The 20,697-nt window shown below is 73.8% G+C and carries 19 protein-coding genes; 8 read left to right on the top strand and 11 right to left on the bottom strand.

Annotated elements, in window-relative coordinates:
- Positions 1-7 precede the first annotated feature (7 nt).
- Positions 8-400, bottom strand: coding sequence for an Rv2175c family DNA-binding protein (locus ACSNOB_RS26795; RefSeq protein WP_436689490.1), 393 nt, complete (start codon positions 398-400; stop codon positions 8-10).
- Between the two features lie 164 nt (positions 401-564).
- Here ACSNOB_RS26795 and pknB point away from each other — a divergent pair, with 164 nt between their 5' ends.
- Together pknB and ACSNOB_RS26785 are read left to right on the top strand one after the other, a co-directional pair.
- The gene (gene pknB / locus ACSNOB_RS26790) at positions 565-2,556 is read left to right on the top strand and encodes a Stk1 family PASTA domain-containing Ser/Thr kinase (RefSeq protein ID WP_436689488.1); all 1,992 of its coding nucleotides are present in this window, start codon (positions 565-567) and stop codon (positions 2,554-2,556) included.
- 2 nt (positions 2,557-2,558) lie between these two features.
- Entirely contained in the window at positions 2,559-3,473 is a 915-nt protein-coding gene (locus ACSNOB_RS26785) for a deoxyribonuclease IV (protein ID WP_436689486.1), read from the top strand.
- A 47-nt stretch (positions 3,474-3,520) separates the two neighbouring features.
- On the opposite strand, the gene ACSNOB_RS26780 is transcribed toward ACSNOB_RS26785, so the two are convergent.
- The 4 genes from ACSNOB_RS26780 to ACSNOB_RS26765 form a co-directional block, all read right to left on the bottom strand.
- Entirely contained in the window at positions 3,521-4,543 is a 1,023-nt protein-coding gene (locus ACSNOB_RS26780) for a threonine aldolase family protein (RefSeq protein WP_436689494.1), read from the bottom strand.
- Positions 4,544-4,598: 55 nt separating this feature from the next.
- Positions 4,599-6,005: a class II 3-deoxy-7-phosphoheptulonate synthase gene (locus ACSNOB_RS26775; RefSeq protein ID WP_393103416.1), complete on the bottom strand. Its 1,407-nt coding sequence runs from the start codon at positions 6,003-6,005 to the stop codon at positions 4,599-4,601.
- A gap of 87 nt (positions 6,006-6,092) precedes the next feature.
- Positions 6,093-6,575, bottom strand: a complete 483-nt coding sequence (locus ACSNOB_RS26770; protein WP_436689484.1) for a hypothetical protein — start codon at positions 6,573-6,575, stop codon at positions 6,093-6,095.
- 358 nt (positions 6,576-6,933) lie between these two features.
- Complete coding sequence (locus ACSNOB_RS26765) at positions 6,934-8,487, bottom strand: glycosyl hydrolase family 18 protein (protein ID WP_436689482.1); 1,554 nt, start codon at positions 8,485-8,487, stop codon at positions 6,934-6,936.
- A 167-nt stretch (positions 8,488-8,654) separates the two neighbouring features.
- On the opposite strand from ACSNOB_RS26765, the gene ACSNOB_RS26760 reads away from it, so the two are divergent.
- The 3 genes from ACSNOB_RS26760 (at position 8,655) to ACSNOB_RS26750 (ending at position 10,477) form a co-directional block, all read left to right on the top strand.
- The gene (locus ACSNOB_RS26760; protein WP_436689480.1) at positions 8,655-9,149 is read left to right on the top strand and encodes a glutathione peroxidase; all 495 of its coding nucleotides are present in this window, start codon (positions 8,655-8,657) and stop codon (positions 9,147-9,149) included.
- 126 nt (positions 9,150-9,275) lie between these two features.
- Positions 9,276-9,695, top strand: a complete 420-nt coding sequence (locus ACSNOB_RS26755) for a hypothetical protein (RefSeq protein WP_436689478.1) — start codon at positions 9,276-9,278, stop codon at positions 9,693-9,695.
- Between the two features lie 107 nt (positions 9,696-9,802).
- A complete protein-coding gene (locus ACSNOB_RS26750; protein ID WP_436689476.1) occupies positions 9,803-10,477 on the top strand; it encodes an NADPH-dependent F420 reductase in 675 nt (224 codons plus the stop codon).
- A 162-nt stretch (positions 10,478-10,639) separates the two neighbouring features.
- On the opposite strand, the gene ACSNOB_RS26745 is transcribed toward ACSNOB_RS26750, so the two are convergent.
- Positions 10,640-10,990: a DUF2203 domain-containing protein gene (locus ACSNOB_RS26745; RefSeq protein ID WP_436689474.1), complete on the bottom strand. Its 351-nt coding sequence runs from the start codon at positions 10,988-10,990 to the stop codon at positions 10,640-10,642.
- 187 nt (positions 10,991-11,177) lie between these two features.
- Between ACSNOB_RS26745 and ACSNOB_RS26740 the strand changes: the two genes are divergently transcribed.
- On the top strand, positions 11,178-12,470 hold the full coding sequence (locus ACSNOB_RS26740) for an exo-beta-N-acetylmuramidase NamZ family protein (protein WP_436689472.1): 1,293 nt from the start codon (positions 11,178-11,180) through the stop codon (positions 12,468-12,470).
- Between the two features lie 30 nt (positions 12,471-12,500).
- Here ACSNOB_RS26740 and proC read toward each other — a convergent pair whose 3' ends face one another.
- The 4 genes from proC to ACSNOB_RS26720 all read right to left on the bottom strand — a co-directional run bounded on the left by proC (position 12,501) and on the right by ACSNOB_RS26720 (position 15,663).
- On the bottom strand, positions 12,501-13,319 hold the full coding sequence (proC, locus tag ACSNOB_RS26735) for a pyrroline-5-carboxylate reductase (protein ID WP_436689470.1): 819 nt from the start codon (positions 13,317-13,319) through the stop codon (positions 12,501-12,503).
- Positions 13,320-13,392: 73 nt separating this feature from the next.
- Positions 13,393-14,421 carry a 6-phosphofructokinase gene (locus tag ACSNOB_RS26730; RefSeq protein WP_393103397.1) on the bottom strand — a complete coding sequence of 343 codons (1,029 nt, stop codon included), beginning with the start codon at positions 14,419-14,421 and terminating at the stop codon, positions 13,393-13,395.
- 178 nt (positions 14,422-14,599) lie between these two features.
- Positions 14,600-15,103, bottom strand: coding sequence for a pyridoxamine 5'-phosphate oxidase family protein (locus tag ACSNOB_RS26725; RefSeq protein ID WP_436689468.1), 504 nt, complete (start codon positions 15,101-15,103; stop codon positions 14,600-14,602).
- 65 nt (positions 15,104-15,168) lie between these two features.
- On the bottom strand, positions 15,169-15,663 hold the full coding sequence (locus ACSNOB_RS26720) for a polyadenylate-specific 3'-exoribonuclease AS (RefSeq protein ID WP_436689492.1): 495 nt from the start codon (positions 15,661-15,663) through the stop codon (positions 15,169-15,171).
- A 346-nt stretch (positions 15,664-16,009) separates the two neighbouring features.
- On the opposite strand from ACSNOB_RS26720, the gene ACSNOB_RS26715 reads away from it, so the two are divergent.
- Positions 16,010-16,702, top strand: a complete 693-nt coding sequence (locus ACSNOB_RS26715) for a Crp/Fnr family transcriptional regulator (protein ID WP_091104723.1) — start codon at positions 16,010-16,012, stop codon at positions 16,700-16,702.
- An 81-nt stretch (positions 16,703-16,783) separates the two neighbouring features.
- Here ACSNOB_RS26715 and ACSNOB_RS26710 read toward each other — a convergent pair whose 3' ends face one another.
- Positions 16,784-16,999: a hypothetical protein gene (locus tag ACSNOB_RS26710; protein ID WP_357693205.1), complete on the bottom strand. Its 216-nt coding sequence runs from the start codon at positions 16,997-16,999 to the stop codon at positions 16,784-16,786.
- A gap of 152 nt (positions 17,000-17,151) precedes the next feature.
- Between ACSNOB_RS26710 and ACSNOB_RS26705 the strand changes: the two genes are divergently transcribed.
- Positions 17,152-20,697: ATP-binding protein (locus ACSNOB_RS26705; protein WP_436689465.1), on the top strand; the 3,546-nt coding region annotated here is incomplete at its 3' end.

Below are 20,697 nucleotides of genomic sequence, written 5' to 3'. Positions count from 1 at the left end.
GGGTGGGTCAGAAGCCCAGGGCCTGGGCGCGGCGCTTGACCTCGCGGGCCTGGTCGCCGGCGAGCGCCTTCGCCGGCGTGGCGCCGGGGAGGGTGTCGTCCGGCTCGTAGAGCCAGCGCAGCGCGGCCTCGTCGTCGTAGCCGGCGTCGGCCAGCAGGTTGAGCACGCCGGGCAGGTGCTTGAGCACGGTCTTGTTGGCCACCAGATCGGTCGGGATCCGGCGGACGCCCTCGCGGCGCACCGCGATCAGCTCCCGGTCCCGGATCATCTGGTGGACCTTGCTGATCGACACGTCGAGGCGCTCGGCCACGTCCGGCAGGGTCAGCCAGTCGGCGGGGTCGGCGGGGCCGGCGGGGTCGGGGTCGGGCACGGCCCGGTCGGCGGGTACGGAGTCGGTCACCCGACCACCCTGCCATGCCCCGGCCGACCCCGGCCAACGGCACCCCGAGGAGCTGGGTGAGCAGGGCGGACAGGCGGCGCGAGCGCGGCGGGACGGTTGTCGTCGCAGCCCGGCTGTAGCATCCTGTTCAACCTTCACCCTCTGGACACATAGACTCCCTGCCGATGGACACACAGGTCGCCGACACGTTGCTGGGCTCGCTGATCGACGGGCGCTACCGCATCCGCGGTCGCGTGGCCCGTGGCGGCATGGCGACCGTGTACACCGCCACCGACGAGCGCCTCGAGCGCACCGTGGCGGTCAAGATCATTCATCCGTCCCAGGCGCCCGAGGCCCGGGCCCGGACGGCGGGCTTCGTGGAGCGGTTCACCGACGAGGCCAAGACGATCGCCCGACTGACCCATCCGAACGTGGTCGCGGTCTATGACCAGGGCACCCACGCCGGCCTGCCCTACCTGGTGATGGAGTACGTCCGCGGCCGCACCCTGCGCGACGTGCTCGCCGAGCGGCGCCGGCTCAACCCGGACGAGGCGCTGGCCATCGCCGAGCAGATGCTCGCCGCGATCGCCGCCGCGCACCGGGCCGGCCTCGTGCACCGCGACGTGAAGCCGGAGAACGTGCTGGTCGCCGAGGCGCCCACCGGCGGCGCCGCCAACCTCGTCGACAGCGTGGTCAAGGTGGCCGACTTCGGGCTGGCCCGGGCGGTCGAGGCGAGCGCCGACGACGAGAACGGCAACCAGCTGATGGCCACGGTCGCGTACGTGGCCCCGGAGCTGGTCACCGAGGGGCACGCCGACCCCCGCACCGACGTCTACTCCGCCGGCATCGTGCTGTTCGAGATGCTCACCGGCCGGGTGCCCTACGACGGTGACCGGCCGGTCGACGTCGCCTGGCAACACGTCGACCGGGACGTCCCGGCGCCCTCGACGCTGGTGCCCGGGCTGCCCAAGTCGCTGGACGACCTGGTCGCCCGGGCCACCCGACGCGATCCGGGCGCCCGGCCGACCGACGCCGGCGCGCTGCTGGCCGAGGTGCAGGTCGCCCGGGACGACCTTGGCGACGCGAACACGCGTACCGCCGTGTTGCGCCGGGTGACCGACGAGCCGGCGGTGGCCCAGCCGACGATGGTGGTCGCGGCGGTCCGGCCGGCCGAGCGGCCGGCGTGGGCCCGGCTGCCCGACGGCGGCGCTCCCCGGGGCGGCCGGCGCCGGGCCGAGCCCGAGGAGGACGAGAGCCTCTGGTCGCGGCTGTCCGCGCTGCGCGCCCGGGTGATGGGCGACCCGCGGGGCCGGATGGCGGTGATCGCCGCCGTGGTGGTGCTGGGCCTGGTGGCCGCCGGGGGCGGCTGGTGGTTCGGGGTCGGCCGCTACACCGTGGCGCCGCAACTGGTGACTCTGAGCAAGGCCGACGCGGAGGCGCAGGCCGCCCGCGCCGGCTTCACCCTCACCTACGCCGAGCCGCGCTACGACGAGAAGGTCCCGAAGGACGCCGTCCTGGCGCAGGACCCGGTCTCCGCCACCCGGATCGTCAAGGGCGGCACGATCACGCTGACCCTCTCGCTGGGGCCGGAGCGTTTCCCGGTGCCCGACGTGGTCGGCAAGGAGTTCGAGCTGGCCGAGGCGGACCTGCTCGACGCGAAGCTGGTGGTGGCGAAGGGCACCCCCCGCTACGACGACAACCTGCCCGCGGGCGTGGTGGTGGACACCAACCCGAAGGTGGGCACCGAGGTCAAGCCGGGCGACAAGGTCACCGTCGTCCTGAGCAAGGGCAAGGCCCCGATCTCGGTGCCGAACCTGCTCGGCAAGAGCCTGGCCGAGGCCCGGACGATCCTCGCCCAGCTGGGCCTGGTGCTGGTGGAGCCGCCCACCTACAAGGACTCCGACAAGCCCAGGGACGAGGTCCTCGGGCAGAGCCCGACGGACGGCACCGGGGTGGAGCGGGGCGCCAAGGTCACGCTGGAGCTCAGCAAGGGCCCGCCGCTGGTCCCCGTGCCGCGGGTCGTCGACCTGCCGTGCCAGCAGGCCAAGCAGGTGCTGGAGAGCCAGCGCTTCCCCGTGGTGATCCAGTTCAACCCGAACGGCATCGCCCGGTTCCAGAACCCGCCGGAGAACACGCAGGTGCCGCCGGGCACCCAGGTGACCATCGGATGTCTGTAGGGATGACGGCAGGCGAGACCACGGGGCACCACGCGGTCACGACCCCGCGCGGGACGACGGCGCAGCACCGGCCGGTCGGCTCGCACACGCCCACCTCGGGCGGCCTGGCCAAGGCGGCGCTGCCGTACGCCGACGCGGCCGGCTCGCAGGTCGTGCAGGTCTACGTCTCCAACTCGCGGGGCTGGGCGCTGCCGGCCGGCGACCCGGCCCAGGACACACTGTTCCGCGACGGCTGCGGCGAGCGGGGCCTGCCCGTCTTCATCCACGCGTCGCTGCTGGTCAACCTCGGCTCCCCCACGGCGAACACGGTGGAACGCTCGGCGGAGACGCTGGCCCACGCGCTGCGCCGGGGGCGGGCGATCGGGGCCGAGGGTGTGGTCTTCCACGCCGGCAGCGCGGTCGACGAGGGCCACGCCGAGGCCGCGATGCGACAGGTACGCGAGACGCTGCTGCCGCTGCTCGACGAGGCGGCGGCGTCGGACGGCCCGCGGCTGCTGGTCGAGCCCAGCGCGGGCGGCGGCCGGTCGCTCGCCTCGCGGGTGGAACAGCTCGGGCCGTACCTCGACGCGGTGGACCGGCACCCCTGGCTCGGGGTCTGCTTCGACACCTGCCACGCCTGGGCCGCCGGCCACGACCTGGCCGCCGAGGGCGGCATGACCGCGACGCTGGACACGCTGGTGGCGACGGTCGGGGCCGGCCGGTTGCGGCTGGTGCACGCGAACGACTCGAAGGACCTGTGCGGCTCCACCCGGGACCGGCACGAGAACATCGGCAAGGGCACCATTGGCGAGCCGGCGTTCGCCGAGCTGATGGCCCACCCGGCCACGGCCGGCATCCCGGTCGTGGTGGAGACCCCGACCGAGAAGCACGTCGGCCACGCCGCCGACATCGCCACCCTCAAGCGCCTGCACCCCTGAGCCGTGGCCCGTCCGGCCGGTTCGCCGGCGGACGGGCCACGGGGCGGTCAGTCCCGGAGGATGCGGGTGACGACCTCGATGGCCCGGTCGATGCCGGCGTCGTCGACGTCCATGTGGGTGACCAGGCGGGCGACGCGCGGGCCGAGCACCGACACCAGGACGCCCTCGGCGCGGGCGGCGGTGGCCAGGGCGTGCGCGTCCAGCGGCGCCTTGGTGAGATCCAGCGGCACGAGGTTGGTCCGGACCGGGTTGGCCAGCACCCCGAACGGGGCGATCGCCTCGGCGAGCCGGGCCGCCTTCGCGTGGTCGGCGGCGAGCCGGTCGACGTGGTGGGCCAGCGCGTAGCGGCCGGCCGCGGCGAGGATGCCGGCCTGCCGCATCCCGCCGCCCATCCGCTTGCGGATGAACCGGGCCCGCTCGATCTGGTCGGCGCTGCCGACGACCAGCGAGCCGACCGGCGCGCCGAGCCCCTTGGAGAGGCAGACCGACAGGGTGTCGAAGAGGGCACCGTACTCGGCCAGCGGCACGCCGTCGGCGACGTGCGCGTGCCAGATCCGGGCGCCGTCGCAGTGCAGCGCGACGCCCGCGTCGTCGGCGACCCGGCGCAGCTCCCGCAGGGTGGCCAGCGGGATCACCCCGCCGCCGCCCCGGTTGTGGGTCTGCTCCACGGCGATCGCCCGGGTGGGCACCGCCCAGTAGCCGTCCGGGCGGATCATGGCGGCGACCGCGTCCGGGTCGATGTCCGCGCCCACCGCCGGCCAGGTCCGCGAGGAGATGCCGCCGTACGCGGCGGCGGCCCCGATCTCGTACGTGACCACGTGCGCGTCGGCGTCGCAGAGCAGCTCGTTGCCCGGCGGCACCACCAGTTGCAGGGCGATCTGGTTGGCCATCGAGCCGGTCGGGGCGAACAGCGCCGCCTCGTGCCCGAACAGCGCGGCGACCTCGGCCTCCAGCGCGTTGACGGTCGGGTCCTCGCCGTAGACGTCGTCGCCGACCTCGGCGGCGGCCATCGCCTCCCGCATCCCGGGGGTCGGCCGGGTGACGGTGTCCGAACGCAGGTCGACGATCATGTCGTCGCTCGCGGCTGCGGGGCTGGCAGGCTCGCTCCCCGCGCTCGCGGGTAGGTCAGCCACGGAGCATCTCCGCCACCAGGAAGGCCAGCTCCAGCGACTGCTGGGTGTTCAGTCGCGGGTCGCAGGCGGTCTCGTACCGGTCGGGCAGGTCGAGGTCCTCGATGCCCTGGGCGCCGCCCAGGCACTCGGTGACGTCCTCGCCGGTCAGCTCGACGTGCAGGCCGCCGGGGTGGGTCTCCAGGGCCCGGTGCACCTCGAAGTAGCCGAGCACCTCGTCGACGATGCGGTCGAAGTGCCGGGTCTTGTAGCCGTTGGACGACTCGTGCGTGTTGCCGTGCATCGGGTCGCACTGCCAGACCACCTTGGCGCCGGCGGCGGTCACCTTCGCCACGATGGGCGGCAGGGCGTCGCGGACCCGGTGGTTGCCCATCCGGCTGATCAGGGTGAGCCGGCCGGGGATGTTGTCCGGGTTGAGCTTCTCGCAGAGCTCGATCGCCTCGTCCGGCGTGGTGGTGGGGCCGAGCTTGACGCCGATCGGGTTGGCGATGCGGGAGATGAAGTCGATGTGTGCGCCGTCGATCTGGCGGGTGCGCTCGCCGATCCACAGGAAGTGCCCGGACAGCCCGTACGCCCGGTTGTCGGAGACCCGGGTGAGCGCCCGGTCGTACTCGAGGGCGAGGGCCTCGTGGGAGCAGTAGAGGGTGACGGTACGCAGCGCCTCGTCGTCGGTCATCCCGCAGGCCCGGATGAAGGCCAGCGCCCGGTCGATCTCCCGGGCGATCGCCTCGTAGCGCTCGCCGGCCGGGGAGTTCTTGACGAACCCCTTGTTCCAGTCGTGCACCGCGTGCAGGTCGGCCAGCCCGCCGGCCAGGTACGCGCGGAGCATGTTCATGGCGGCGGCCGAGTTCGCGTACGCCCGGATCATGCGCTGCGGGTCGGCGGCGCGGGCCTCCGGCGTGGCCTCCAGCGAGTTGATCATGTCGCCGCGGTAGGCCGGCAGGCCGCGCGCGTCGGTCGGCAGCGACCGGGGCTTGGTGTACTGCCCGGCGACGCGGGCGACCTTGACCACCGGCAGCGAGGCGCCGTAGGTGAGCACGATCGCCATCTGGAGCAGCGTGCGGGCGTTGGCCAGCAGGTGGCTCTCGGTGTTGTCGGCGAAGGTCTCCGCGCAGTCGCCGCCCTGGAGCAGGAAGGCCTTGCCCTCGCAGACCAGCGCCAGCCGCTGGCGGAGCTGGTCGACCTCGTAGGGCGCCACCACCGAGGGCACGGTGTCGAGCACCTTGCAGACCTCGGCGACTCCGGCCGGGTCCGGCCACGGCGGGGTCTGCGCGCGCGGCAGCTCCCGCCAGCGGTCGAGGCCGAGGGCCGCGTCCTCGGCGGAGTCGACGGTCGGACGGCTGGTCTGCAGCCCGGGGCTGCCCACCGCGGGATGGCTCAGCTGATGCCACTCATGGCGCATGACAGAAAGCGTACGGCGACCGCCGGGGCGGCCGACCGGCGAGGGGGAGGGTTCCGGCAGGTGAGAGATGACTCACCGGAGCCCAGGTCAGGGCGTGGCGGTCGGCGCCGGGGTGTTGCCGCCCGGCGCCTCCGCGGCGATGCACCAGTCGGCGCCGTCGCGGGTGACCGTGAACAGCAGCGGCCGGGTGATCGTGCGGGAGCCGGTGGTGACCGAGACCCTGGCGCTCACCTCCTGGCCGCGCGGGCCGGGACGGACGTCGGTGATCTCCGCCTGCGGGACCTTGAAGTGGTCGGCGAAGTCGCCGTTCGGGCCGGTGGCGGCGGCGTCGAAGCTCTCCTGGAGAACCGCGCAGAGCTGGCTGCGGCCGGCCGCGACGTCCTTGGCGGTCATCGCGTCGAGGTATGCCTGCACCCGCTCCCGCGACTTCGCGGCGGCCTCCTCGGCGGGGGCCCGCCCGGGCTTGGTCGCCGCGTCGTCGTCCCCGCCGATGCCGCAGCCCAGCAGGGCGAGGGGCAGCGCCCCGAGCAGCACGGCGCCCGCCGCCAGCCTCGCGTGCGTCGTGCGCATCGACACCTCCGTCGCCGTGGACATCGAGCCCGTTGAGCGGCGAGTCTGTCACATCGACGGATGTGCCTGGCGATCCGCCGCGCCGCGCCGCGCCGGGCCGGGCCGGGGCCGGACCACCGCGCCGGGCCGGGCCGCGCCGGGCCGGGCCGGGCCACCGCGCCGGGCCGGGCCGCGCCGGGGCCGGACCACCGCTCCGGGCCGGGCCGCCCCACGCCTGGCCGGGCCACCGCGCCGGGGCCGGGCCGCTCCCCGCACCGGCCGCGGTTCCCGCCGACTCGCCGCCCGGGCACACGGCCGGGCGGGGAGGGACCGGTGCGTGGTCCCTCCCCGCCGTGTGGGTGGTGCGTCGGCCTACGGCCTAGCCGAGACCGCCCTTGATGGCGCCGATGAGCTCGCCGTTACCGGTGTCACCGGAGAGCTCCCAGAAGAACGCGCCACCGAGGCCCTGGTTCTTCGCGTACGTCATCTTTCCGTTGATGGTCGACGGGGTGTCGTAGCTCCACCAGTTGCTGCCGCACCTGGCGTACGCGGTGCCCGCGACCGTGCTGGTGGCCGGGCAGGTGTTCTTGAGGACCTTGTAGTCCTCGATGCCCGCCTCGTAGGTGCCCGGGGCCGCGCCGGTGGCGGTGCCGCCCGGGGCGTCCTGGGTCACCCCGGTCCAGCCCCGGCCGTAGAAGCCGATGCCGAGCAGCAGCTTGTTGGCCGGGATGCCCTTGCTCTTGAGCTTCTGGATCGCCGCGTCGGACCAGAAGCCCTGCTGCGGGATGCCGGGGTAGGAGTAGAGCGGGGAGTGCGGGGCGGTGGGGCCCTGCGCGTTGAAGGCGCCGAAGTAGTCGTACGTCATCGGCATGATCCAGTTGAGGTGCGGCGCGGCGCCCGCGTAGTCCGTGGCGTCGATCTTGCCGCCGTTGCTGCCGTCCGCGGTGATCGCCGCGGTCACCAGCGCCGACGAGCCGAACTTCGTGCGCAGCGCGCCCACCACGTTCTTGAAGGCGTTCGGGCCGCTGGAGTCGCAGGTGAGGCCGCAGGCGTTCGGGTATTCCCAGTCGACGTCGATGCCGTCGAAGACGTCCGCCCAGCGCGGGTCCTCGACCAGGTTGTGGCAGCTCTCGGCGAAGGCGGCCGGGTTCTGCGCGGCCTGGGTGAAGCCGCCGGACCAGGTCCAGCCGCCGAAGGACCAGATCACCTTCAGGTGCGGGTACATCTTCTTGAGCTTGCGCAGCTGGTTGAAGCTGCCGCGCAGCGGCTGGTCCCAGGTGTCGGCGACCCCGTCGACGCTGTCCGCCGCGGTGTACGCCTTCTCGTAGTCGGCGTAGCTGTCACCGATCGTGCAGCGGCCGCCGGTGGTGTTGCCGAAGGCGTACAGGATGTGGGTCAGCTTCGCGGCCGAGCCACTGGTGTGGATGTTCTTGACGTGGTAGTTGCGGGCGTAGACGCCCCACTGGGCGAAGTAGCCGACGACCTTCTTGCCGCCCGGGTCCGGCGGGTTGGTGGTGGGCGGCGGGGTGCTGCCGCCGCCGCACGGCGCGCCGTTGATCGTGCAGTTCAGCGGCGCCCTGTACGCGCCGGTGCCGTTGTAGCCCCAGCTGAAGGTGGCGCCCGGCGCGAGCGGGCCGGCCCAGCTCTTCTTGACCGCGACGTAGTGGTCGCCGGTGCGCGTCACGTCGGCGTCCCACGAGCTGCTGATGCTGGTGCCCGACGGCAGGTCGAACTCGATGCGCCAGGTGCTCACCGACGCGCTCGACCCGTTGGTGATGGTCACCCGCGTCTCGTGACCGGTCCCCCAGTCCTGCGCCTTGGCGAACGCGGCGGTCACGCTGCCGTCGCCGAACGCGCTGGCCATCGGGACCGTGGCGGCCGTCACGGCCATGACGGCGCCGACCCAGAGGGCCCGGCGGAGCGATCTCTTCATGTGGCGTCTCCCCAAACAGTTAGGAAACTTTCCAAAAGGATGGTGAGACGCTACTCACGGCGTCATCACTTAGTCAAGATGTGCATCTATCGATTTCTCTTGGGAGCGTCTCCGGTCGCCCGCCGGACCTCGCGGGGCGCCCGGCGGACGGCGCGTAACCTCACCCCATGACCGTCTTCGACATCCAGATCGACGCCCTGGGCGGCGGCCCGGCGGACCTCGCGCAGCACCGGGGACGCGCGCTGCTGGTCGTGAACGTGGCCTCCCGCTGCGGCCTCACCCCGCAGTACGCCGGCCTCCAGGCGCTGCACGACGAGTACGCCGACCGCGGCCTGGTGGTGCTGGGCGTGCCCTGCAACCAGTTCGCCGGCCAGGAGCCGGGCACCCCCGCCGAGATCAGCGACTTCTGCCAGGTCAACTACGGGGTGACCTTCCCGCTGACGGAGAAGGTCGACGTCAACGGCCCGGGTCGCCACCCCCTCTACGCCGCGCTGGTCGGCACCGCCGACGCCGGGGGCCACACCGGCGACGTGCGGTGGAACTTCGAGAAGTTCCTGGTCGCCCCGGACGGCACGGTCGCCGCCCGGTTCGCGCCGACCGTCCAGCCCGACTCGGCCGACCTGCGCGCCGCGATCGAGAAGGTGCTGCCCGCGGCGGCCTGACCCCCACCCCGCCCCGCACCCGCCGCCGGTGCGGGGCGCGGCTCCTCCACGGAGAACCGGTGCCGCTGCGTGTCCCCCGGACTACGATCGGCGACACCGGTGGTCGGCCTACGGCGAGGGGGCGCGATGTTCTTCGCGGTGCAGGGGATGCTTCCGCCGGGCCTCATCCCGCCCGGCCACCACGTCAGCATCCAGCGCTCCCTCGACGCCGGCCGGGTCGTGCTCGACGCGGCCGTGCCCGACGACGTGCTGCGCGACCACGGCCGGCTGCGGCACCTGCCGCCGGTCCCCACGCACCTCGACGGCGCCGGCCGGCGCCGCTTCGTGCTGGACCACCTGCTCGGTCAGATCGCGGCCGCCAGCGGGTACATCCGGATGCCGCCGGAGGACCTGCCGCCGTTCGTCTGGGAACTCTTCGCGGCGGAGCAGCCGGTCGTGTTCGTCTGGACCGACCCGGAGACCGGCGAGCGGGTCGAGCGGGTGGTCGTGGCGGTCCGGCGCGGCGACGACCCCGACCGGGTCGTGCCCGCGCCCCGGCGGCCCTGACGCCCGCACCCGTCCGCGCCGGGACCGGCCGGCGCGGGTCCGCCGGCACGAATTACCGACCACGCCGGTAGGGAATACGGCCACGACGAACGGAGTTGGGGACGGACATGACGACTGTGGGACTGATCGGTAGTGGACACATCGGCGGCACGGTGGCCCGACTGGCGGTGGCCGCCGGCTACGACGTGGTGCTGAGCAACTCGCGGGGCCCCGAGACGCTCAAGGACCTCGTCGACGACCTGGGCCCCCGCGCCCGGGCCGCCACCCCGGCGGAGGCGGCGGAGGCCGGCGACCTGGTGGTCGTCACCATCCCGCTGAAGGCGTACCGCGACGTGCCGGTCGAGCCGCTGGCCGGCAAGGTCGTGCTCGACACGAACAACTACTACCCCGAGCGGGACGGCGCCATCCCCGAACTCGACGCGGGCACGGCCACCAGCAGCGAGCTGCTCCAGCGGCACCTGCCACGGTCGCGGGTGGTGAAGGTCTTCAACAACATCTTCTTCAAGCACCTGCACGCGCTGGCCCGACCCGCCGGCGCCGCCGACCGCAGCGCGCTGCCGATCGCCGGCGACGACGCGGGCGCGAAGGCCGACGCCACGGCCTTCCTCGACCGGATCGGCTACGACGCGGTCGACGCCGGGACGCTCGCCGAGAGCTGGCGCTACCAGCCGGACACGCCGGCGTACGGGACCATCTACTCGACCGACCCGGCGAACTGGGAACGCGAGGCGCCGGCGGACGCGGCCACGGTGCGCGCCGCCCTGGCCGCCGCCACTCGCTGAACCCGCGCCACCGGTCGGGTGGGCCTCCGCTACGGCCCACCCGACCGGCGCGGGCCGTACGCCACGGCGGGTGGTGCCGATCGCGCGCGCCGGGTCCGCCCGCCCGGTGACCATGGCCCGGACGGCAGGGGACGCCGCACCCCGCAACGGTCCGCCGTCGGCTCAGACCGGGCGACGGCCGGCGAAGCCGCACTCGACGCGGTGGTACCAGCGCACGTCGGCGTCCCCCTCCAACCAGCACCAGAGCACCGGCCGGCCGTCCCGCTCGCCGGGGAAGTCGAGCAGCACCGGCGCGATGCCCTTGACCTGGATGTCGTGGGAGTGCAGCTCCTCGACGAGGGCGTGCAGCCTCGCCTCCAGCCCCTTGACCTCGGGCAGCCCGCCGAGCGGGCTGACGCCCCGGTCGGCCAGGTCGGCGCGCAGCTCCGCCAGGTCGGCCCGCAGCCGGACCAGCTCGTCGACGCGCGGGCGCAGGGTGGCGATCAGGTGGCGGGCCTGGGCGAGGGTGAACACCGGGCCAGTATGGGGCACCCGGCCAAGGGCGCCGGCCCCGGCGCGGCCTGACCCTGGCCCGGACGCCGGATGACGGCGCCCGGACAGGCCGGGACGTCGTCCGTTCCGGCCGCACGGCATGTAGCTAACCTTCCTTGACGGGGCATCAATGTGTAGCTAAGTTTCGACCAACCGACGGGAGGTCGATGTGGAGCGCAGAAAGTTCCTGGCCGGGGCGGGTGCGGTGACCGCGGGTGCGGTCGCGGCGGCGGCCCCCGGCACGTCCGGCAGTGCGGTGCCCGGCATCCGCCGCGTGGAGACCGGCCTCGACGTGCTCGTCGGCTCCGACTTCGCGGACCTCGCCGGCCAGCGGGTCGGCGTGATCTCCAACCCCACCGGGGTGGACGCGTCCTACCGGCACCTGGTCGACCTGATGCACGCCTCCGACGCGGTGCGGCTGGCCGCGGCGTTCGGCCCCGAGCACGGCTTCCGCGGCTCGGCGCAGGCCGGCGGCAGCGAGGGCACCGGCGTCGACGCCCGCACCGGGGTCACCGTCTACGACGCGTACGGCGCCTCGCAGGCCAAGTGGGAGTCCATGTTCACCGAGGCCGGCGTCGACACCGTCGTCTTCGACATCCAGGACGTGGGCGTCCGCTTCTACACCTACATCTGGACGATGTACACCTCGATGGTGGCCGCCGCCCGGGTCGGCAAGCGGTACGTCGTGCTCGACCGGCCGAACCCGATCGGCGGCCGGGCCTACGGGCCGATGATGACGCCCGCCTACACCTCCGGGGTGGGGCTGAAGGAGATCGTCCAGCAGCACGGCATGACCGTGGGCGAGCTGGCGGGGTTCTTCAACGCGGAGTTCCTGCCCGCCGCGGCCGGGCGACCGGTCGACCTGCACGTGGTCCGGTGTCGACACTGGAAGCGCGACAAGCTGGCCGCCGACACCGACCTGCCCTGGGTGCTGCCCAGCCCGAACATGCCCACCCCGGACACCGCGCTGGTCTATCCCGGCACCGGCCTGTTCGAGGGCGTCGCCTCGATCACCGAGGGCCGGGGCACCTGCAAGCCGTTCGAGCTGATCGGGGGCCTCGCGGACGACTTCGACTACCACTGGTCCGACCGACTCAACGCGCGCGAGCTGCCCGGCGTCGAGTTCCGCGAGGCGTACTTCACGCCGACGGCGGCGGGGCAGAAGCCGGCGCTGCTCAACAAGCTCTGCGCCGGGGTGGAGGTGAAGGTCGTCGACCGGGCGACGTACGACCCGATCCGCACGGCCGTCGCGATGCTGGTGGAGGCGCACAGGTACGAGGCGTTCGCGTGGCGACGCGACTCGTGGGACGCCGTGCGGCCGTACTGGATCGACAAGCTGACCGGGTCGCCGCGGCTGCGCACGATGCTCGACGCGGGCGCCGACGTGGACGACGTGGTCGGCGCCTGGGCCGGCGAGCTGGCCGAGTTCGACCGGCGGCGGGCGCCCCACCTGCTCTACTAGGCCTCGGGGCGGCTCCGGCGCGGGGTTCGGTCAGTCCGCCTGGGCGGCCAGCTCGCGGGCCCGGTCCCGGGCCGCCTCCAGCGCGGCGAGCAGCGCCGCGCGTACGCCGTGCTTCTCCAGCTCGCGCACGGCGGAGATGGTGGTGCCGGCCGGCGAGGTGACCGCCTCGCGCAGCTTCACGGGGTGCTCGCCGGAGTCGCGCAGCATCACCGCGGAGCCGATCGCGGTCTGCACGATCAGCTCGTGCGCGACCTGCCGGGGCAGGCCGAGCAGGATGCCCGCGTCGATCATCGCCTCGACCAGCAGGTAGAAGTACGCCGGCCCGGAGCCGGAGAGCGCGGTCACCGCGTCCTGCTGCGACTCGGGCACCCGGATGGTCGAGCCGAGCGGCTTGAACATCTCCTCCGCCAGCGCGAGGTGCGCCCCGGTGGCGTGCGCGCCGGCGGAGATCGCGGTCATCGCCTGGTCGACCAGCGCGGGGGTGTTGGTCATGACCCGCACGACGGGGGTGCCCTCGGGCAGCCGCCGGTTGAAGAAGCTGGTCGGCAGGCCGGCGCAGAGGGAGATCACCAGCTTGTCGGCGGGCACCTTCGGCCCGATCTCCTCCAGCAGCGCCGCCGCGTCCTGCGGCTTGACCGAGACGGCGAGCACCTCGGCCTCGTCCACCGCGACCAGGTTGTCGACCACCCGCACCCCGTACCGGGCGGTCAGCTCCTCGGCGCGGGCGGGCCGGCGGGCGGTGGCCAGCAGCCGGTCGACCGGCCAGCCCGAGCGCAGCAGCCCGGAGAGCATCAGCTCACCGATCTTGCCCGCCCCGATCACCGCGACCGTGTGCACCCTGGACGACATCGCGGGCGTACCCCCTTCTGCCGTGATCGACGGCGCGGGGGCCCTGCGGCCCGCCGCGCCGTCGACACTCGGATCAGCTGCCGAAGAAGACCTCGGCCTCGGCGTACCGCTCCAGCGGCACGGTCTTCAGCTCGCGGGTGGCCTCGGCGAGCGGAACGCGGACGATGTCCGTGCTCTGCATGGCGACCATCTTGCCCCAGTCGCCCTCGTGCGCGGCGTCGATCGCGTGCAGGCCGAGCCGGGTGGCGAGCACCCGGTCGAAGGCCGTCGGGGTGCCGCCGCGCTGGATGTGCCCGAGCACGACCGTGCGGGCCTCCTTGCCGGTCTTGGCCTCCAGCTGCTCGGCGAGCCACTGGCCGATGCCGCCGAGGCGGACGTGGCCGAACGCGTCGAGCTCCTGGTTGTGCAGCACCATCTGGCCGTCCAGCGGCTGCGCGCCCTCGGCGACCACGACGATCGGGGCGTACTGGTGCTGGAAGCGCTTCTCGACGTAGCCGGCGACCTGGTCGACGTCGAACTGCCGCTCCGGCAGCAGGATCACGTTGGCGCCGCCGGCCAGGCCGGCGTGCAGCGCGATCCAGCCGGCGTGCCGGCCCATCACCTCGACCACGAGGGTGCGGTGGTGGCTCTCGGCGGTGGTGTGCAGCCGGTCGATGGCCTCCATCGCGATGTTGACCGCGGTGTCGAAGCCGAAGGTGTAGTCGGTGGCGCCGAGGTCGTTGTCGATCGTCTTCGGCACGCCGATGACGTGCACCCCGAGCTCGTGCAGCTTGGTGGCGACGCCGAGGGTGTCCTCGCCGCCGATCGCGATGAGCGCGTCGACGCCCTGCGCGGCGAGGTTCTCCTTGATGCGCTCGACGCCGTTCTCGATCTTGAACGGGTTCGTCCGGGACGAACCGAGGATGGTGCCGCCGCGCGGCAGGATGCCGCGGACCTCCGCGATGCCCAGCGGACGGGACAGGCCCTCCAGGGGGCCCTTCCAGCCGTCACGGAAACCCACGAACTCGTGGCCGTAGCTGGCGACGCCCTTGCGGACCACCGCCCGGATGACCGCGTTGAGACCTGGGCAGTCGCCGCCGCCGGTGAGCACGCCGATACGCATGATCTGCTCATCCTCCTGGGAGCATCAGGTGAAGCCCGATTTGCCCCAGGATATGTGTCGAATCAGACCATCGGCGCCGTTGCCGGCCCGGGGCGGGCCGTCAGTGCGCACTGTAGTCGCCGAAGGTGTACGCCGGCACCGCGCCCCGGCCGGTCCCACCGGTCGGTCGGCCTACCGGTCAGTAGCTGACCTCGCGGTTCTCCCCCACCCTCGGCGGCCTCCCGGTCACCGCGGCCCTGGCGTAGCCGAACAGCTGGACCACGGTGCCGGACGGCGAGTCCCAGTACTCGGCAGAGCTGGCGCGCACCTTGAGCAGCGTGATGCCGGGGGTGTCCGGCCCGTCCGGGAACCATGCCTTGAGCAGCGGGGTCCACAGCTGCTCGGCCTTGGCCCGGTCGTGGCCCTCCCGGGCGGTCCCGGCGATCGAGACCCAGGCGTCGCGCCTGGAGTCGGAGAAGGAGACGTTGACCTCCGGGTTCACCCGGATCTGCCGGACCTTGGCGGAGTCGGCGTACGCGAAGAACCACAGGTCGCCGTCGAACTCCGCCTCCTGCAGCACCATCGGGCGGCTCACCATGCGGCCGTCCACGCCGATCGTGGTCAGCATGCAGATCCGCGCCTCCCGGACCAACTCGGTGACCCGGCGTCGGGCGTCGGCGGCGTTGCTCGGTTCGTTGCTCATGGGGACCACTCCCTCGCATCGGCTCGCTTGCGCACCGGTGCCCGGGACAGAACCGACCAAACCTACTAACCGGTCATCGCCCGCCAGCGCGCCAGGTTGTGCCGGGCGTCGACCAGCGCGTCGTGCCGGGCCGACGCGGCGTCCGGCAGCGGCGGCCGGCCCCGGTCGTCCCAGAGCTGGCGCAGTTCCTTGGTGAACCGGGGGATCTCCCGGGGCAGCGCCGGCATCGCCCCCCACAGCTGCGCGAGCACGACGTGGTCGTACGCGGCGTACCAGGCCCAGAGCTCCAACTGCTCGCCCGGGCGGTCCCTGACCGGCTCGACGAGGAAGTCGTAGAGCTCGTCGCGGATGCGCTCCCGGGAGCGCCAGGCGTGGTCGGCCGGGGACGGCAGCTTGTCGAGCACGTTGCGGCGCACCCAGGGCACGGCCCGCGAGTCGTCGAACTCGGTCGAGACGGCGTAGAACTCGCGGCCGTACTCGTCGACGACGCCGATCGACACCAGGTCGACGATGCGGCCGTCCTCGATGAACTCGCAGTCGTAGAAGTAGCGGTAGACCATCACCGCCATCCTCGCCCACGTCGGTCGTGTGCCGGCGACCGGGGTTGCCGCGCCCGGTCGCCGGCGGCACCGGCGCGCGCGGGCCGGCGGGCGCGAGGGTGGTCCCGCCCCCCGCGTCCGCCGACCGTGCTCACCGGTGCGACCGGATCCGCCTCCCACGATGCCGGTCGCCGCAGCTCGGGAGTGTCACGGAAGTGATTTGAGGGGTGTACAGCAAGCGACAGGACCGTCATGATCTGATGTGTACCGCTACCGGACGCCGAACCGGTGTCAGTTCACCTCGTCGAGGGCCTTCAGGTTCACCCGGTGAGCGAGTTGTGGTCCTTGACCGGGGAGGGGTTGGGCCGTGGAGATGCGCCTGCCGGAGCCGGGTGACGCGCTCACGGGTGTGGAGATGTTCGCCGGGCTCGAGCCGGAGGTCCGGCAACGGGTCATCGCGGCGGCGGTCCCCCGGACGTACCGCAAGGGTCAGCTCCTCTTCGTGGAGAACGACCCCGGCGAGTCACTGATCGTGCTGCGCCGGGGCGCGGTGGCGGTCTTCCGCACCGCGCCGACCGGCGAGCGCGCGGTGCTGTCGGTCATCCGTCCGCCCGACGTGCTGGGCGAGGTCTCCCTGCTCGACGCGTCCACCCGCTCCGCCTCGGCCGAGGCGATCGAGGACTGCGCGGCGCTCGCGCTCTCCCGGGGCGCGTTCATGGAGCTGGTGCACTCCAACCCGCGCATCCTCGACGCGGTGATGCGCTCGCTGGGCGGGCTGATCCGGCGGCTCACCGAGCAGAACGCCGACCACGTCTTCCTGGACCTGCCCGGCCGGGTCGCCAAGACCCTGGTGCGGCTGGCCGGCGAGAGCCAGGCCCCGATGATCACGATCGAGCTCAACCAGAGCCAGCTCGCCGAGATGGCCGGCGGCTCGCGGCAGAGCGTCAACCAGGCGATCGGCTCGTTCGCCAACCGCGGCTGGCTGCGCACCGAGGGCCGCCGGATCGTGGTCACCGACGTGGCGGCGCTGCGCCGCCGCGCCGGCATGAGCGACCGCTGAGGCGTACCCGCCCCGGCTCACCCCGCCGTCCACGCGGAAGGGGCCGGAGCGACTGCTCCGGCCCCTTCCCGTCAGGCGTGGTCAGGGCGTGGCGCTGCCCGGGCCGGCCCAGTTGGTCGTGCTGCCCGGCCCGGCCCACTCGGTGCCGTCCTTGCTGCCGCCGCCGGACTGCTCGCTGACGATCCCCTGCGCCTGGAGCGTCGCCAGCGTGGCGGCGTCCACGTCGACGGAGTCGCCCGCGAAGTGGCTCACCCCGTTGCTGTCGGTCCAGTCGCTCTGCAGCATCACGTACACCATCGGGCGTCCCCCTGTGGTCGTTGGTCGGCAAATCAGCCGCCTGACTGTAGCCGCAGGACCGGCCGGTGGACTGTCCACAAGCCAACAGCCCGGTACCCGACAGCTGGGCCCGGCGGTGATACTGGCACCGAACGGCACCGATCCCGGTGCCGGTGGAACCGCCAGTGGAGGGTGTCATCGCCACGCAGTGTGACCGCTGTGGACGCACGGCCGCCGCCGGCGACCGCTTCTGCGGCGGCTGCGGCAACGAGCTCGGCGCGGTGTGTCCGCACTGCCTCCGTCCGCTCGCCCGGGACGTGGCGTTCTGCACCTCCTGCGGCGCGCCCCGACCGGGCACCGACCGGCGGGCGGCCACCCCGCAGGAGGACCGCCGCCGGGTCAGCGTGCTCTTCGTCGACCTGATCGACTTCACGCCGTACGTCGAGCGGGCCGACCCTGAGCTGGTCCGGGGCATGCAGACCGGGTTCTTCTCGGCCGCCCGCCGGGTCGTCGGGCAGTACGGCGGCGTGGTGGAGAAGTACATCGGCGACGCGGTGATGGCCCTGTTCGGGGCGCCGGTGGCGACCGAGACCGACGCGCTGCGCTGCGTCCGGGCCGGCCTGGAGCTGCAACGGGTGCTGACCCGGTTCACCCCCACCGGCGCGGACGCGCTGCGCTTCCGGGTCGGCGTGGCCACCGGGGAGGCGCTGGTCGACGTGGCCGCCGCCCGCGACGGCGGCCAGGCGATCGTGGCCGGCGACGTGGTCAACACGGCCTCCCGGATGCAGTCCGTCGCGCCGCCCGGCGGGGTGCTCGTCTGCGGCACCACCTACGCGCTCACCCGGGACACCATCCGCTACTCGGAGCAGCCGCCGGTCATGCTGCGCGGGCGGTCGACGACGACCGAGGTGTGGCTGGCCCTCTCCCCGGTCCGCCGGCAGCCCACCGACCGGCAGCCGGACACCACGCCGCTGATCGACCGGGAACACGAGCTGGGGATGCTGGTCAACGCCCTGCACCGGTCGCTGCGCGACCGGCGCCCCCAGGTGGTGACCGTCTTCGGCCGGGCCGGGCTCGGCAAGAGCCGGCTGGTACGCGAGCTGTACCGGCACGTGGACCGGCTGGTCGACGAGCCGCTGACCTGGCGTACCGGGCGGTGCCCGCCGTTCGGCGAGAACGTGACGTTCGCGGCGCTGGCCGACATCGTCAAGGCCGAGGCCGGCATCCTGGACACGGACCCGGCGTCCACCGCCGCCCAGCGGCTCGCCTCGGCCGTCGGGGAGCTGGTCGGCCCGGGCGAGCGGGAACGCCTCGTGGACGCGCTGCGGCCGCTGGTGGGCCTGCCGGGGACCCCGCTGCCGGCCGAGGAGACCGAGTCGGCGTGGCGGCGCTTCCTGCTGGCGCTGGCCGCGCGCCGGCCGACCGTGCTGGTCTTCGAGGACCTGCACTGGGCCGACGACGCGATGCTGCGCTTCGTGGAGCTGCTCGGCGCCGCCGCCCGCGACGTGCCGCTGCTGCTGCTCTGCACCGCCCGGCCGGAACTCGTCGACCGGGACCCGAGCTGGGCGGGGACGATCACCGGCTCGGTGACCATCACCCTGCCGCCGCTGCGGGACACGGGCATCGCGTCGCTCTACGCCCACATGTTCGGTCAGGCGGCGTTCTCCGCCGACATGCTGACGCCGCTGGTGGAGGTGGCCGGCGGCAACCCGCTCTACGCCCACGAGTACGTCCGGATGCTCATCGAGCAGGGCGCGCTGCGCCAGTCCGGGCGGGGCTGGTCGCTGGAGAAGCACCTCGACCTGCCCATGCCGGAGAGCGTGCACGCCGTCATCGCCAACCGGATCGACCTGCTCGACGCCAAGGAGCGCACGGTGCTGCTGGCCGCCGCCGTGGTCGGCGTGCAGTTCTGGCCGGGCGCGGTGGCCGCCGCGCTGGGCCAGCCCGTCGAGTCGGTGGAGCGCGCGCTGCGCCGGCTGGAGCAGCGCGACTTCGTGCACGAGCAGGCCGCCTCCACCATGGCGGGGCAGCCGGAGTACCGCTTCCGGCACGTGCTGGTGCGCGACGTGTGCTATCAGCGGCTGCCCCGTACCGAGCGGGTGGCGCGGCACGAGCGGACGGCGGAGTGGCTGGACACGCTGTCGCAGAGCCGGGACACCGACCTGGCGGAGGTGCTGGCCCACCACCGCTGGGCGGCCCACGAGATCGCCCGGACGCTGGGCACGGACACCTCCCGGTACGCCGGCGCCGCCCGCGCCGCGCTGCACCGGGCGGCCCGGCGGGCGTACGCGCTGCACAGTCTCGACGTCGCGGCGAGCCACGCGGGCCGAGCGCTCGGGCTGGCCGACGAGTCCGACCCGGTCGGCCGCCTCCAGTTGGAGCTGCTCAGCACGGAGATCTCGTTCTACCGCGACGGCAACGCCTTCCTCTCCGGCGGCGGTTCCGAGCAGGTGCAGGCGCTCGCCGAGAGGCTGCTGTCGCACGGCGACGACGCCTGCGCGGCGCGCGCCTGGACGCTGCTCGGCCAGGCCGCGTGGCTGCGCGCCGACCGGGCCGCCGCGCTGGCCTGCCTGGACCGGGCCGTCCAGCTCTTCGCCCCGCTGCCCGACAGCCCGCAGAAGGCGGACGCCTACGCCGAGCTGGGCCGGCTGCACATGCTCAACTACGAGCGGGACCCGGCGGTCGCCGCGGCGGAGCGGGCGGCGGAGATCGGCGAGCGGCTGGGGCTGACGGAGACCCGCACCAACGCCCGGATCACCTCGGCCACCGCCCGCTACCAGGCGGGCGACCGGTCGGGCCTGGACGAGCTGCACACGATCGTCGAGGTCAGCCGCGCCGGCCAGCTGATCGCCCTGCCCCGGGCCATCCAGAACCTGGCCTACGCCGTCCGGGAGGAGGGCGACTGGCTGCGCTCCGACGCCCTGCTCTCGTCGTCGCCGGCGCGTACGGCCAGCGGGCAGACGCTGACCACCAGCTACTCGGCGGAGGCGATGCGCGCCTGGTTCGACGGCGACTTCGACCGGCTGCTGAGCGCCGCCGAGGCGTTCGTCGACACCCCCACGGGCAGCTGGGACATGCAGGTCCGTGGCCTGCGCTCCTGCCTGTTGGTGCTACGGGGCCAGCCGGTGCCGCCGGCGGCCTCCCCGGCCGAACCCGCCGACGACGCGCCCGCCGACGACGTCGCGGCCGCCCTGGACGCCGCGCGGCGCAGCGGCTTCCACCGGCTGCACTGGACCATGCTGGCGATGGGTGCGCTCTGCCGGGCCCTGCAGGGGCGCCGGGAGGAGGCGGCAGCGCTGATCGACGAGCTGGCCGCCTCCTGGTCGGCGGTGCCCGCCCTGGCCAGCGGCGAGTGGATCGCGGCGGCCGGGTACGCGGCCAGCCTCGCCGGGCACGACGCGGCCGCCCGCGTGCGCGCGATGCTGGACCGGGTGGGCCACCGTACGCCCTGGTCCGAGGCGGCGCTGCGGACGGTGACCGGGGCGCTCGCCGCCGCGGGCGGCGACCACCGGCGGGCCGCCGAGCTGCACCTGGCGGGCGCCGAGATCTACGCCGGCATCCCGGACGTCACCGACCGGATGCTGGCGCTCACCTTCGCGGCGGTGGAGCTGGAGCGGGCCGGCGAGCCGACGGCCGGGCGCCCGGAGCTGGCCGAGCTGCGCGCCTTCGCGGTGCGCAACGACGCGCCCGGCCTGCTGGAGCTGGCCCGCCCCCCGGCC

It is taken from the genome of Micromonospora sp. URMC 106 (genome assembly GCF_051386395.1).
In the GTDB taxonomy this organism is placed as follows: domain Bacteria; phylum Actinomycetota; class Actinomycetes; order Mycobacteriales; family Micromonosporaceae; genus Micromonospora.
This window is presented reverse-complemented; position numbering and strand designations above follow the sequence as displayed.

Excerpts from the sequence above, each read along its gene's own strand:
- ACSNOB_RS26775 (WP_393103416.1), bottom strand. The coding sequence starts at position 6,005 with ATGCGCCATGAGTGGCATCAGCTGAGCCATCCCGCGGTGGGCAGCCCC.
- ACSNOB_RS26725 (WP_436689468.1), bottom strand. The coding sequence starts at position 15,103 with ATGAGCAACGAACCGAGCAACGCCGCCGACGCCCGACGCCGGGTCACC.
- ACSNOB_RS26780 (WP_436689494.1), bottom strand. The coding sequence starts at position 4,543 with ATGATCGTCGACCTGCGTTCGGACACCGTCACCCGGCCGACCCCCGGG.
- ACSNOB_RS26755 (WP_436689478.1), top strand. The coding sequence starts at position 9,276 with ATGTTCTTCGCGGTGCAGGGGATGCTTCCGCCGGGCCTCATCCCGCCC.
- ACSNOB_RS26785 (WP_436689486.1), top strand. The coding sequence starts at position 2,559 with ATGACGGCAGGCGAGACCACGGGGCACCACGCGGTCACGACCCCGCGC.
- proC (WP_436689470.1), bottom strand. The coding sequence starts at position 13,319 with ATGTCGTCCAGGGTGCACACGGTCGCGGTGATCGGGGCGGGCAAGATC.
- ACSNOB_RS26710 (WP_357693205.1), bottom strand. The coding sequence starts at position 16,999 with ATGGTGTACGTGATGCTGCAGAGCGACTGGACCGACAGCAACGGGGTG.
- ACSNOB_RS26770 (WP_436689484.1), bottom strand. The coding sequence starts at position 6,575 with ATGCGCACGACGCACGCGAGGCTGGCGGCGGGCGCCGTGCTGCTCGGG.
- ACSNOB_RS26760 (WP_436689480.1), top strand. The coding sequence starts at position 8,655 with ATGACCGTCTTCGACATCCAGATCGACGCCCTGGGCGGCGGCCCGGCG.
- pknB (WP_436689488.1), top strand. The coding sequence starts at position 565 with ATGGACACACAGGTCGCCGACACGTTGCTGGGCTCGCTGATCGACGGG.
- ACSNOB_RS26720 (WP_436689492.1), bottom strand. The coding sequence starts at position 15,663 with ATGGTCTACCGCTACTTCTACGACTGCGAGTTCATCGAGGACGGCCGC.
- ACSNOB_RS26765 (WP_436689482.1), bottom strand. The coding sequence starts at position 8,487 with ATGAAGAGATCGCTCCGCCGGGCCCTCTGGGTCGGCGCCGTCATGGCC.
- ACSNOB_RS26730 (WP_393103397.1), bottom strand. The coding sequence starts at position 14,421 with ATGCGTATCGGCGTGCTCACCGGCGGCGGCGACTGCCCAGGTCTCAAC.
- ACSNOB_RS26750 (WP_436689476.1), top strand. The coding sequence starts at position 9,803 with ATGACGACTGTGGGACTGATCGGTAGTGGACACATCGGCGGCACGGTG.